This is a genomic window from Mesorhizobium sp. B2-1-1 (assembly GCF_006442975.2).
In the GTDB taxonomy this organism is placed as follows: domain Bacteria; phylum Pseudomonadota; class Alphaproteobacteria; order Rhizobiales; family Rhizobiaceae; genus Mesorhizobium.
The window spans coordinates 3,252,767-3,265,753 of the sequence record NZ_CP083954.1 but is presented as its reverse complement, the minus strand read 5'-3'; the positions used below and the strand labels follow the sequence as shown (position 1 = coordinate 3,265,753).

Annotated in this window: 13 protein-coding genes; 4 read left to right on the top strand and 9 right to left on the bottom strand. The window is 63.5% G+C overall.

Going from position 1 to position 12,987, the window contains the following annotated elements; translation table 11 throughout:
* Nucleotides 1-19: 19 nt before the first annotated feature.
* On the bottom strand, nt 20-910 hold the full coding sequence (locus FJ972_RS15950) for a LysR family transcriptional regulator (RefSeq protein WP_140517192.1): 891 nt from the start codon (nt 908-910) through the stop codon (nt 20-22).
* Between the two features lie 136 nt (nt 911-1,046).
* Here FJ972_RS15950 and FJ972_RS15945 point away from each other — a divergent pair, with 136 nt between their 5' ends.
* Nucleotides 1,047-2,492, top strand: a complete 1,446-nt coding sequence (locus tag FJ972_RS15945; RefSeq protein ID WP_140521059.1) for an MFS transporter — start codon at nt 1,047-1,049, stop codon at nt 2,490-2,492.
* Between the two features lie 34 nt (nt 2,493-2,526).
* Here the strand turns inward: FJ972_RS15945 and FJ972_RS15940 are convergent, their stop codons facing one another.
* The 3 genes from FJ972_RS15940 to FJ972_RS15930 form a co-directional block, all read right to left on the bottom strand.
* Entirely contained in the window at nt 2,527-3,024 is a 498-nt protein-coding gene (locus tag FJ972_RS15940) for a MaoC family dehydratase (RefSeq protein WP_140495716.1), read from the bottom strand.
* 247 nt (nt 3,025-3,271) lie between these two features.
* The gene (locus tag FJ972_RS15935) at nt 3,272-3,700 is read right to left on the bottom strand and encodes a phasin family protein (protein WP_140495715.1); all 429 of its coding nucleotides are present in this window, start codon (nt 3,698-3,700) and stop codon (nt 3,272-3,274) included.
* A 69-nt stretch (nt 3,701-3,769) separates the two neighbouring features.
* Nucleotides 3,770-5,065: a DUF445 domain-containing protein gene (locus FJ972_RS15930; RefSeq protein WP_140521060.1), complete on the bottom strand. Its 1,296-nt coding sequence runs from the start codon at nt 5,063-5,065 to the stop codon at nt 3,770-3,772.
* A 398-nt stretch (nt 5,066-5,463) separates the two neighbouring features.
* On the opposite strand from FJ972_RS15930, the gene rirA reads away from it, so the two are divergent.
* Nucleotides 5,464-5,925, top strand: a complete 462-nt coding sequence (gene rirA, locus FJ972_RS15925; protein WP_140495713.1) for an iron-responsive transcriptional regulator RirA — start codon at nt 5,464-5,466, stop codon at nt 5,923-5,925.
* Nucleotides 5,926-6,021: 96 nt separating this feature from the next.
* On the opposite strand, the gene FJ972_RS15920 is transcribed toward rirA, so the two are convergent.
* From FJ972_RS15920 to hemP, 5 genes are read right to left on the bottom strand one after another with little or no spacing between them, the layout of a single operon-like run.
* A complete protein-coding gene (locus FJ972_RS15920) occupies nt 6,022-6,810 on the bottom strand; it encodes a heme ABC transporter ATP-binding protein (protein ID WP_140521061.1) in 789 nt (262 codons plus the stop codon).
* A gap of 9 nt (nt 6,811-6,819) precedes the next feature.
* Entirely contained in the window at nt 6,820-7,920 is a 1,101-nt protein-coding gene (locus FJ972_RS15915) for a FecCD family ABC transporter permease (RefSeq protein ID WP_140521062.1), read from the bottom strand.
* 5 nt (nt 7,921-7,925) lie between these two features.
* Nucleotides 7,926-8,834 (bottom strand): heme/hemin ABC transporter substrate-binding protein, encoded by a 909-nt coding sequence (locus tag FJ972_RS15910; protein WP_140521063.1) that lies wholly within the window; start codon nt 8,832-8,834, stop codon nt 7,926-7,928.
* Between the two features lie 10 nt (nt 8,835-8,844).
* Nucleotides 8,845-9,906, bottom strand: a complete 1,062-nt coding sequence (locus FJ972_RS15905) for a hemin-degrading factor (RefSeq protein WP_140521064.1) — start codon at nt 9,904-9,906, stop codon at nt 8,845-8,847.
* Between the two features lie 18 nt (nt 9,907-9,924).
* Nucleotides 9,925-10,131, bottom strand: coding sequence for a hemin uptake protein HemP (hemP, locus tag FJ972_RS15900; RefSeq protein ID WP_140521065.1), 207 nt, complete (start codon nt 10,129-10,131; stop codon nt 9,925-9,927).
* 202 nt (nt 10,132-10,333) lie between these two features.
* Here hemP and FJ972_RS15895 point away from each other — a divergent pair, with 202 nt between their 5' ends.
* Both FJ972_RS15895 and FJ972_RS15890 read left to right on the top strand, forming a co-directional pair.
* On the top strand, nt 10,334-12,523 hold the full coding sequence (locus tag FJ972_RS15895) for a TonB-dependent hemoglobin/transferrin/lactoferrin family receptor (protein WP_140521066.1): 2,190 nt from the start codon (nt 10,334-10,336) through the stop codon (nt 12,521-12,523).
* A gap of 2 nt (nt 12,524-12,525) precedes the next feature.
* Entirely contained in the window at nt 12,526-12,969 is a 444-nt protein-coding gene (locus tag FJ972_RS15890; RefSeq protein ID WP_140495707.1) for a hypothetical protein, read from the top strand.
* The last annotated feature ends 18 nt before the right edge of the window (nt 12,970-12,987 follow it).

Sequence of the window (12,987 nt, the reverse complement as noted above, 5' to 3'; positions counted from 1 at the left end):
CGGGGCGCGGCTTGCGCGATCAGGACTTCACGCAAATCTCGCGCACACAACTCCGCAGCCAGCGCTGCGCCGGATCGGCATCGAGCCGCGGATGCCAGAGCATGGAAATGGTGACCGCCGGAATGTCGACCGGCAGGGAAAAAGTCTGCATGCCGGCGCGCGCGCCTTGCGTATGCCGCTCGGGCACGCTGGCGATCAGTTCCGAGGCGCGCGCCATCGCGAGCGCGGCCGAAAAACCGGAAGTCATGCACACGACCATTCGTTGCAATCCGAGCCGGCTCAAGGCCTCGTCGATCGGCCCCCTTTCGCGGCCCCGCCGCGAAACATTGATGTGGCGGCCGGCCGCATAGCGTTCCGGCGTCATCGCGCCCTGGCCGAGCGGATGGCCGCTGCGCACCGCGCAGACGAAACGGTCGCGAAAAAGCGCCTGGATGCGCACCTCCGGCCCGGTCTCGCCGGCCACACCTACTTCCAGGTCGATCGCCGCTTCGCGCAGTGACGCCATGTCCTTGTCCGACTTCGGCGCGAAACGCAGCCGCACGCCCGGCGCATCGGCCTGGATGCGGGCGATCAGGCGCGGCCCGAACTCCTCGACGAAGCTTTCATTGGTGCGCAGCGTGAAGGTCCTCTCCAGGCCCGGCAGATCAAGCAGCCTCGCCGGGCGCAGCAGCGTTTCCGCATCCTGAACCACACGACCGACCTGCTGGCGCAGTTCCTGCGCGCGTGGCGTTGGAACCAGACCGCGACCGGCCCGCACCAGCAGCGGATCTCCCGTCGCCGCGCGCAGGCGCGCCAGCGTGCGGCTCATCGCCGAGGGGCTGAGCCGTAATCGCGTCGCCGCACGCGCCACGCTGCCTTCGTCCAGCAGGACATCGAGGGCGACGAGCAGGTTGAGATCGGGCGGCGACATGGTTCGATCCTAGCACGAAATCCGCTGATGTGGCGTGCAACGCACGAATAGAATGCAAATGCTGCGCGTTCCGCCACATCATACAAACGATTAGATCTTCGAAGCTTCGACCTGAAGCCGACAAAGGGAGATCGCCGTGGCAGTCACTGAGCAACATCGCAACGAGCACGCATCGGTCGCACAGAAAATCCCATCGGCTGGATGGGCGCTGGCGAGCCTGTCGCTGGCCACGCTGCTGTCGTCGCTCGGCACCAGCATCGCCAGCGTCGGCCTTCCCGCGCTGATGCAGGCATTCGATGCCTCGTTCCAACAGGTGCAATGGGTCGTGATTGCCTATCTGCTCGCCATCACCATCCTGATCGTCAGTGCCGGGCGCCTCGCCGACATGCTCGGGCGGCGGCCGCTGCTGCTTTTCGGCATCGCGCTGTTCACATCGGCGTCGGTGCTCTGCGGCCTCTCGCCGGCTTTGTGGCTGCTGATCGCGGCGCGGGCGGTGCAAGGGCTTGGCGCGGCGCTGATGATGGCGCTGACATTGGCCCTTGTCGCCGAGACGGTGAGCAAGGCCAGGACCGGCAGCGCCATGGGCCTGCTCGGCGCCATGTCGGCCATCGGCACCACGCTCGGCCCCTCCATGGGCGGCCTGCTGATCGCCGCTCTCGGCTGGCGTTCGATTTTCCTGGTCAACGTGCCGCTCGGCATCCTGACCTTTGCAATGGCCTGGCGTGCTTTGCCTACCGGCAACCGGACGGTGCGGACCGGCCAAGCCGGCTTCGATGGTTTGGGCACGGGCCTGCTGGCCCTGGCATTGGCGGCTTACGCATTGGCGATGACACTGGGTAGAGGCAGTTTCGGCCCCATCAACATCGGCCTGCTGGTCGCGGCTGGCATCGGCATCTTCCTGTTCGCCACGGCGCAAAGGATGGCGAAAAACCCATTGGTCGAGCTTTCCGCCTTCCGCGATCTCTCACTGAGCACCAGCCTTGCCATGAACCTGATCGTCGCCACGGTGATGATGGCGACCTTGGTGGTCGCGCCGTTCTATCTCTCGCGCGGGCTCGGACTGGACGCGGCAAACGCCGGACTGGTGCTCTCGACAGGCCCGCTGGTTTCGGCGCTGTCGGCGTTGCTTGCCGGACGCCTTGCCGATCGCTTCGGAGCCAAAAGGATGATGGTCGCGGGCCTGCTCGGCCTTGCCACGGGCACGTTCCTCCTGTCCCTGGCGATAACGACACTCGGCATCGTCAGCTATGTCGTCCCCATCACCGTGACCTGCTTCGGCTATGCCCTGTTCCAGACAGCGAACAACGCCGCCGTCATGAGCAGCGTCGGCGGCGGTCAACGCGGCGTCATCTCCGGCCTGCTCAATCTGTCGCGCAACCTTGGCCTCATCACGGGCGCCTCCGTGATGGGCGCCCTATTCGCCGCCGCATCGGCCGGAGGACGTGAAGCCGGCGGCCAAGGCATGCTGACGTCAGCGGCGGCGGCCAGCGGAATGCAGGTGACCTTCCAGACGGCAACGGCACTGGCGGTGGCGGCGCTGGCGCTCAGCCTTTTGCCGAGCCGGCGGGCGGAGAATGCCTGACGAAGATCAATTCAGGGGCTTGGGCGAATGCCGCTCAGGCCCCTGCCCGCTTGCGGCGCTCATAGAGCATGACCAGCGTCTCGGCCGTCAGCGCCGGCTTTTCCTCGCCCTCGATCTCGACGGTGTTGGCGGCCTTCATCAGGTATTGGCCCGGCCCCCTGTCCTCCATGGACAGCAGCGTGGTGCGCAGCCGGATGCGTGCGCCCACCTTGACCGGCGCCAGGAAACGCACCTTGTCGAAGCCGTAGTTGAAGGCGGCCTGCGTGTTCTCGGGCACGATTCCCATGCCGAGCGCCAGCGCGCCGATGATCGACAGCGTCAGATAGCCATGGGCGATCGTCGTGCGGAACGGGCTTTGCCGCCGCGCCCGTTCGGGGTCGACATGGATCCATTGATGATCGCCGGTGCATTCGGCGAACTGGTTGATACGGTTCTGGTCGACTGTCGTCCATTCCGAGACGCCAAGCTCCTGCCCGGACATCGTCCTCAACTGCTCGTAGGTCGGCGGCGTCTTAGGCCGTATTTCGGTCATTCCTGTTTTCCCGATAGCTTCCAACGCTTCCGGACCACGAACCGGCGGCCTCTGTCAATTCGCCCTGCATGATTCGGTCCCCTTGGGATCGATGCGAATCCTGGCATCACTCTACGTCAAGCCGTGTTCGCCCGGCCTTGGCATTTGAGGGTACCCATGGTGTAAAGGCATAGCGGCCGATGAAAGAGCATCCGAACAAACTTCGCCTGGCGCAGGGTTGGCAGGCAACCGGTCTTTGTCACGCAAGCTACTTCTTCTCGTAGCCGGCGCGGATTTCCTCCATCGCCTCTTTGATGCGCATGCGCAGGATGTCGACCGATTCGGTGCCGGATTTCCTGACCAGCTCGGCCACTTCGCTGGCATTCTTCAACGTAGTCTCGAAGGATTTCCTGGCGAACTCAGTCTGTTTGGCCATCAGGTCCTGCGGCGTGCCGGGCGCTCTGTAGCCTTGCGTCATGTCGGCAATTTCGCGCAGCGTGTCCTGCAGCATCTCGCGTTGCCTGGAGAACAGCGACGACGCGCCGGCGGCACTTGCCCGCGCCGATTTCTCCAGCGCTTCAAGGTTCTTGCGGTGGTGCGCGAGGATCGCCTCGACATCGACATTGGGCAGTTTCAGGTCACGGCCGAACCGGCCGAACATGTCCGTGAAGGAATCGGAATCCGGTTGTTTGGCCATGCTCATCTGCTCCCCTGTTGCCGCGACTGCTGATGCCCGTCCATGAGAATAGGGCATGGCGTGCGCCCGTCAATTGACGAGAAACAGCCGCTCAGCTGTGTAAAGCGCGATGCCAGCCAGACCGCCAATGATCATGCCGTTGAAGCGGATATATTGCAGGTCCCGGCCGATATTCATCTCGACCAACCGCGTCAGCTGCGCCAGGTCCCAGCGCTTGACCTGGTCGGCGATGAATTTCGATACGCCGCTCTTCTGGCTCTCGACGAAAGAGGACAGCGCCACCACGAATCCCTGGTTCATGTCGGCCCTGATCTTGGCGTCTCCGGCCAGATGCCGGCCGACCTCGACGAACATGTTGGCAAGATGCGCGCGGATGATCGATCGCGGCGCCTTGGCATCCTGCTCGATGAACAGGCTGAGGCTTTCCCACATGTCGCCGGCCAGCGCCTTGACTTCCGGCCTGGCGAGGAAATCGCGCTTCAGCTTCTCGGCGCGCCTTGCATATTGCTTCGACGTTCTCAGCCGCTCGACGAAGCCCTGTGCGAAACGATCGAATTCTGCGCGCATCGGGTGCTCGGGATCGGCTCTCACCTCGTCGAGCAGCGAACCGGCCGAGGCGACGATCTTCTTCAGGAGATAGGCGTCGGCCCTGAACAGGTTGAACAGCGACGGCAGTTCCTCGCGGATCTTTTCGCGCATGGTCGTCAGCGCCTGTTCATCGTTGAGGAACTGGCCGATCACCTTGATGAACTCATCGAACAGCCTCTGGTGACGGCGATCGTCGGTCAGGGCCGAGAGCAATTCGGCCGCCAACGGCGCCAGCGGCACTTTTTCGATCTGCTCCAGCATCCGGCTGGTGACGAAGCCGCGCAGCCCCGATTGCTCGACGGCGGCAAGCGTCTGCGGAACCAGGCGCACGACGAAACGCGACAGGCCCGCGGCACGTTCGGAATCGGCCAGCCAGTCGGCTACGAGCGCCGAGAAATCGACCTCGGCCAACTTTTCGCGCACCGGCTCGGGGGCAAGGAAATTGGCTTCGATGAAACGGCCGAGATTATCGGCGATACGGTTCTGGTTCTCGGGAATGATCGCGGTGTGCGGGATCGGCAGACCGAGAGGCCGCTTGAACAGCGCGACCACCGCATACCAGTCGGCCAGACCGCCAATGGTCGCCGCCTCGGCAAAGGCGGCGACGAAGCCGAGCCAGGGATAGGTGCTCTCGAAGGACTTGGCCAGGGCGAACACGGCGACGCAAAGCGCAAGTGCCGCCGTGGCGACGAATTTGGTCCGCCGCAGCATTGTAAGCTTGGCATGCGCGTCGGCATCGTATCCGCCGGAAGCCAGGGCCGTGGCTGATTGTGACATGTCAGAGCCGCTCCTCGTCGATCTCTGATCTATTTAGAGCATTCCAGGAAAGGTGTGTAACGCTGTTCTCTGGAAAAGCGCCTGGCGCTTTCCCCAGGGAATTGCGTGAAAACAAAGAGTTAGGGCGGTCGGCCATTCTGCCAATCACTGGACCGCTCTGGTGTTTCGCCCGAGAAAATGCGCGTGACAGCCGATTCGGCCCGCGTCTTGCCGCCTTGCGCACACAAAGTTGACGGAAATATTCAGCTATTAGGCGAAGCTAGTCTGGAATTATTCCAAGGTATAGGCCATATTCCGCCGAGGCCAGTGTGGCGAATCCGAAAGCTCGGAGCAAAGCCGCACCAGCAAAGTTCAAAATCTGGCGTGATCGCAGCTCGCCGGCGCTTTGTGAGGACAAGATGCGACTTACCCGCCAGACCAATTACGCCATGCGCATCCTGATGTATTGCGCGGCCAATACCGATCGGCTGAGTCGCATCCCCGAGATCGCCGCCGCCTATTCGGTGTCGGAGCTTTTCCTGTTCAAGATCCTCCAGCCACTGGTTGAGAATGGCCTTGTCGAGACGGTGCGTGGCCGCAATGGCGGCGTCAGGCTTGGCCGTGCCGCGGAATCGATCAATCTGTTCGACGTCGTGCGCGTGACGGAGGAAAGCTTCGCCATGGCCGAGTGCTTCGAGAACGATGCCGCGGAATGCCCTCTGGTCGACAGTTGCGCGTTGAATTCCGCATTGCGCGAGGCGCTCAACGCCTTCTTCGCGGTGCTTGCCCGCTACACGATCGCCGATCTCGTGGCGGCGCGTCCGAACGTGCGCAACCTGCTCGGCATTGACCTGCTAGAGCGCCGCGCACCGGCGGCCTGATCCGGTTCGCCGCAGGCTGGACCTGCGGCGAACGTCCCGAATCTAGACCGCAGCCAAAATCTAGGCCGCTGCCAGAATCTAGGCCGCTGCCAGAATCTAGGCCACTGATTGAGGCAGCACGAACGGCATATTGCCGGCGGGCAGGACTCCGACCCTCAAGCGGCAACCGAACACCCTTTCGATCAGATCGTCGCTCAGCACATCCCGCGGCGAACCGGTGGCGGCAAGCCGGCCGCGGTGCATGACGAAAATCCGGTCGGCATACATCGCCGTCAGGTTGAGGTCGTGCAGGATGGCAACCACGCCGCCGCCCCTTCTGGCGAAGTCGCGGGCGATGTTCATGATGATCAGCTGGTGCTTGATGTCGAGGCTGGACACCGGCTCGTCCAGGAACAGATAGCGCGGCTTGCCGTCGAGCACCGGCGCCCAGACCTGGCACAGCACGCGGGCGAGTTGAACGCGCTGCTGCTCGCCGCCGGAAAGCTCCTGATAGAAGCGGCCGGCGAAACCGTCGAGGTCGACACGCGCCAGCGCCCGTTCCGGCAGGCGTTCGTCCTCGCCCGGCAGCACACCCGAGCGGCCTCCGACAAGGCCGAGCCTGACAATCTCGCGCACGGTAAAGGGAAACGACAAGGTCGTCGCCTGCGGCAGCACCGCGCGCAGCGTCGCCGCCTCGACTGGCGTTATCGTCGAGAGCTCGCGGCCGTTGATGGCAATCCGGCCGGTATGCGCGAGTTCCCCCGACAGCGCCTTGAGGAAGGTCGTCTTGCCCGACCCATTGGGGCCGACAATGGCCGAAATCTCACCCGGCCTGACCTCGAAATCGACGCCGGCGACAATGCCTTTCCTGCCGATCGCCACCGAAACATCGCGCGCTTCGATCATGAAACACCCCTACAGGTCGATGACGCCGCGCTTGCGCAGCAGGATCCAGAGGAAGAACGGCGCCCCGGCGATCGCCGTGACGATGCCGATCGGCAGTTCGGCGGGCGCCACGATGGTGCGCGCGACCGCGTCGGCCAAAAGCAGCAGCGAGGCGCCGAGCAGCGCCGAGGCAGGCAGCAGATAGCGATTGTCGGGGCCGATCAGCAGGCGCAGCAGATGCGGCACCACGATGCCGATGAAACCGATGCCGCCGCTGACGGCGACGGAGGCGCCGACCGCCGCCGAGACGCCGACGATGGCCGTGTACTTAAGCCGTTGCACCGGGATGCCGAGATGGCCGGCGGTCGCCTCGCCCAGCGCCAGCGCATTGAGGCCGCGAGCCAGGAACGGCATCGCCGCCAGCGAAAGCACGATGACCGGGCCGACAGAGCCGATCTTCTGCCATGTCGCACCGGCCAGCGAGCCGAGTTGCCAGAAGGTCAGGTCGCGCAGTTGCCGGTCGTCGGCCATGAAGATCAGGATACCGGTCAGCGCCATGGCAAGTGCGGCCAGCGCCAGGCCGGCAAGCAGCATGGTGGCGACGGATGTGCGGCCCTGTCGCGTCGCGACCCTGTAGAGCAGCAACGTCACCGAAAAACCACCGCCGAAGGCCGCCAGAGGAAGGGCCAGCGCGCCCAACCAGGCGGTAACCGGAGACAGCACGGTCGTGCCGAGCACGATGACGGCCACCGCGCCGAGGCTGGAGCCCGCCGAAACGCCGATAAGGCCGGGGTCGGCAAGCGGATTGCGGAACAGCCCCTGCATGACCGCGCCGGACACCGCGAGGGCGGCCCCGATCAGCACGCCGAGCACGACGCGCGGCAGCCTTATGTCATAGACGATGAGGCGATCTCGCGCGCTCATCGCCACGTCGCCAGGCGCTGCGCCGAACAGCCAGTCGCCAACGACCTTGACGGCGGACGCATCCGAGGCGCCGGAGGTCAGCGACAGCAATACCGCTGCCGCAAGCATGACGCAGGCGAGCGCGATGACCAGACGGGCGCGCCCGGAACGGTCACCGTCGCTGGCCATCTTCCTCTCCGCCGGCCCGGCGATCGACTGGTCGACCATGCCGCTCAGTCCGTAATCTGCGTGCCATAGAGCGCGGCGGCAAGGTCGTGGACGGCGTCGGCCGTACGCGGTCCGAAGCCGAGCAGATACCCGCCGTCGATGCGGATCAGCTTGCGCGCGGTTCCGGCCGGCGTCGAGGCGATCGATGCGTTGCCGAACAGTTCATCGTCCGATACCGGCGGCCCGGCATTGCTCATCATCAGGATCGCGTCCGGCCTGGCGGTGACAACAGCCTCGTCGGACAGTTGCTTGTAGCCGGAGAAGCCTTCGATCGCGTTGACGCCGCCGGCCAGCTTGATGATGCCGTTGGCCGCGGTGTCGCTGCCGGCCGCCATGATCTTGCCGCCCTGCATCGACAGCACGAACAGAACGCGCTTGCGCTCCTTGATCGAGGCCGTCTGCTTTTCCGCCGCCTGCAGCTTGGCATCGATCTCCCTGGCCAGCGCTTCGGCCTTGGCGTCGGCGCCGAGCGCCTTGCCGACGATGCGGACCTTTTCGAGGATGCCTTCACGGTCATACAGGTCAGGCACTTCGATGAAGGGTATGCTCGTCTTCTTCAGCACATCGAGCGCCTCCTTGGGGCCGCTGCCGTGCAGCGCCAGAATGCCCGAAGGGTTGACCGACAACACACCCTCCGGCGACAGCTGGCGCATGTAGCCGACATCTTGCAGGTCGAGAGCGGCTTTCGGATAGCGGCTGGTGGAATCGCGCGCCACAAGACGCTTTTCCTCGCCGAGCGCATAGACGATCTCGGTGATCGAGCCGCCGATCGACGCGATCCTGGTGGGATCGGCGAAGACGGAAACACCGTCGCTGGCGCCGGCCGGCTGCAGCGCTGTGAAAGCAAAGGAAAGGCCGACCATCGGGCCAAGCATCGATCCGCGCGCAGCCGTCAATCCGGAGAGAAGACCCATCATCGTTTCCTCAGGCTGCCGTCGGGCTTGGAATGCGCGGCAGGTTTTCGGCCAGGAAGCGCCAGTCGTCGCGCTCACCCTCTCCTTCATGGCGCTTGCCGAAGAACTGGATGATCATGTTGCCGCCGGCGTCGTAGACCTCCAGCGACGTAACATGGCCGTCCTTGGTCGGCTTGCGCACGGCCCAGACCTCATGAATGTGGTCGGTTCGCAGGTGCAGATGGAAGGTCTCGTCCAGCACATTGATCCATGGCCCCATTGGCTTGATCGACTTGACCGGACCGGAATGGATTTGGATACAGCCACGGTTTCCCACAAAGCACATGATCGGCATCTCGCCCTCGGCGGCACGATTGAACATGGCTCTCACCGCATCATTGTCGAGCAGCCATGCATAGTCCTGGCCCACCATGCGCACCGCCTGGCGACGGCTGAGCTTCAACGTCTTCAGCATGCCGAAGAACTGATGCACGTCGGTCAGCCGGCTCCAGCGATCGCGCAGATCGTCGAGATTCGCGGTCGTTGTCACCGCCTCGCCTTCGTTCTCGGCGGCTGGCCCCGAAATGGCGACCAGTGGCTCCTGGTTCGGCGATTCCAGCGAAGCGACCAGTTTCTGATAGGCATAGAGGTTTGACCCCGGCCGCAGATGCACCTTGTGCACCGCCTCGCCCGCCGCGTCGAAGAATTGCAGGCTGCGGCGGATGTCGTCGCCGTCGCGTTTTTCCACGGCAAAGCCGTGCGCCCATATTTTCGGGAAAATGCGCAGGTCGATGTTCTCGCCCAGCACCATGGCATTGTGATTGCCGGTGACGACCTTGTCGTAGGCGCCGATCTTTTCATGCACGGCGCTTTCGTTGCGGGTGAGCGCCATCACCTCGCCGAGGGCTTCGAGGCCGGTCAGAAGATCGTTGACGCGTGGCTCGACGCGAACGACACCGTCGCCGCAATGCGCGGCCACCAACTCAGCCTCCGAAATGCCAAGCTGTGCGGCCAGATCGCGCTCGCGCGTTTTCGGATTATCCGTCCGCGCCCGCCGGATTTCGTGCGGGGTGGGTTTTACGCGCTGGTCCATTGTCCTGCTGCCTTACGCTTACTTGTTGAGGATGAGCTTGCCCTGACGGGTGATCTTGAGCCGGTAGAGCGCGCCGTGATGCTCGATGCCGATCTCGTGCTCACCTTGGAACAGCGTGTTGCTCGACAGCGTCCGCACCGCCAGCGGAACGCCGTCGAAACGGGCGGAGGCATCGTCGGAACGGCGGACGCGATAGCGGAAGTCGTTGGGATTGTGCGTGTTCATGTGGATCGGTCCCTTTCCTGTGCCGGGCGTCTGGCTAGGCGTTTTGCGTAATCCGATTCATTCTTGACTTGAATAATCATGTTTACTAGTCAGTGCAATACCGGATTAAATGAGTCAAGATTTAAGACGCGAATACGATCACAAATGCCAGCCAGCCCCAGGCCAGCCCGCATCGAACCTGGAAACTTTGGAGTTGGGGCACATGGGGTTAGCGATTTGGGAACGGCGCGGCTGGTCGGGGCCGAACGGTGCAGCGGCTTTGCTGGCGGGCGTGGCGGCGATTGCCTTGTTCGTGCCACCTGCCAACGCTCAGCAATCAGCACAGGCGGCGGGAGAGCAGGCCGATCAATCGAAGCAGGCTGAGCAGGAAAAGCCGGCGCCAGCGGGCGCAACACTGCTCGACAAGGTTCTGGTCATCAGCCGCACCGGAGAAACGGCCATCCAATCGCTGGCCTCGGCCAGCCATGTCGACCAGGAACAGCTCGACCGCCGCATGGCGACGACGCCGAACGAAATGCTGTTCGGCGTGCCCGGCGTCGCGGCGCAGGCCGATGCCAGGCGCGTCAGCACCAGCGTCAATATCCGCGGCCTGCAGGATTTCGGTCGCGTCGCGGTTATCGTCGACGGCGCGCGGCAGAACTTCCAACGTTCCGACCATGGCACCCAATCGACCTTCTACGTCGACCCCGAGCTTATCAAATCCGTCGACGTGATCCGCGGGCCGGTCGCCAACACCTATGGCTCGGGCGCGATCGGCGGCGTGGTCTTCTTCGACACCAAGGACGCCCAGGACTTCCTCAAGCCGGACGAGACATGGGCTGGTTCCGTCACTGGACGCTACGAGAGCAACGGCAAGGGCTGGACCACCAGCGCATCCGGCGCCTATCGCTTTAACGACAATTTGGATGCGCTGGGCAATATCGTCTACCGCAATTATGACGACTACAAGGATGGCGACGGCGACACCGTCAAGGGCACCGGCTTCGACGTGCTGAGCGGATTGCTAAAGACCACGATCCGCCCGAGCGACAATAGCGAACTGAAGCTCGGCTGGGTCGGTTCGAGCGACGGCTGGAACGAGACCAGCGGCGGCATGCCGGTCAATGACGTCGACCTGAAGTCGAACACCTTCACCGCTCGCTACAATATCACGGACGAAGACAGGAGCTGGCTCGACCTCCACGTCAACACCTCCTACAACAAGACCAATCTCGACCTGACCGGCCTTGTTCCGCAAAACCGCTTCGATCCCGTCACCGGCCTTCCCGTGATGTTGCCGGCAGGTTCGACGTCGACCTTCGATGTCGGCACCGCCGCCATCGACATTTGGAACACGTCGCGATTCGAGACAGGCGGCCTCGCGCATGAACTGACCTATGGCGGCGACTGGGTGAATGACGACGTCGAGACTGGCGGCACGGCAGGCGGTGACAGCTTCTACACGCCTTCCGGCAAGCGCAACGTTTCTGGCGCCTACGTCCAGGACAAGCTCAGCTGGGATTGGCTCGAAGTCATTGCCGGGCTGCGCTATGACAATTACAGCCTCGAGAACGACACGCACGAAACGTCGGGCGACCGCCTGTCGCCACGCATCACCGTCGGCGTCTCGCCTTTCGAAAGCGCCGGCCTTGCCGGCCTGCAATTCTACGGCACCTACGCGGAGGGCTACCGGTCGCCTTCGCTGACCGAAACCATGATCAGCGGCAACCATCCGGCGGGCGTCAGCTTCCCGTTCCTGCCCAATCCCAATTTGAAGCCCGAAACCGGCAAGACCGTCGAATTCGGTGTCAATTACAAGCAGAACGACATTCTGGAATCCGGCGACGCGTTTCGGCTGAAGGCAGCCTATTTCAACAACGACGTCGACGATTATATTGACGGCGTTACGCTGTCGGCCTTCGATCCGACCAGCGGCTGCCCCTTCGGGCCGGGCATTCCGATCTGCTTCCAGTACCAGAACTTCGCCAAGGCAAAGATCAACGGCTTCGAGATGGAAGGCGTTTATGATGCAGCATGGGGCTACGCCGGACTTTCCGCCTCCATCATCAATGGTCACACCATATCCTACGAAGGCGATCGGGCGGACCTTGCCACGATACCGTCCGCGCAGGTCACCGTGCAGCTCGGCCTGCGCTTCCTCGAGGACAAACTCACTGTCGGCGGCGAGGTGCAGTACAATGGCAAGCCCAAGGGTAACCTGATCGCCGAGGACTATACGCTGGTCAACGCTTTCGCCAGCTACCAGGCGACCGACAATCTGAAGGTTGATTTCCGCGCCGACAATCTGTTCGATGTCAAATACGCCAATCCGTTGAACGGCAGCACCACGGTCGCGGTCTATGAACCGGGCATAACGCTGAAGCTGGCGGCAACGATGCGATTTGGAGGATGATGATGACGAACTTGACGGCATCCCTTCGTCTGCTGACCTCGGCGCTGGCGATGTCGCTTGCAGCGGTTCCGGCGTGGGCACAAGAGTCCGCGCCGGCGCCTGCTCTCTCCCTCGAACTCAATGGCGCGCAACCGTCTGAAAAGGGCTGCCGCCTGACCTTCGTGGTCACCAACAATCTCGGCGCCGACCTTTCCAGGGCGGCGTTCGAGATCGCGCTGTTCAACGACGCCGGCGTCGTCGACCGCCTGACCGTGCTCGACTTCAAGGACCTGCCGGCCGGCAAGACCAAGGTGACGCGCTTCGATCTCGCTGGCACCAACTGCGCCAAGGTCAGCCGCGTGCTGATCAACAGCGCGACCGAATGCGTCGGCACCGGCGTCGAGCCGAACACCTGCATGCGAAAACTCAAGACAGATGCCAAGACCGGCATCGCCTTCGGGGTCTGAGCACGGCGTGGGGCCGCA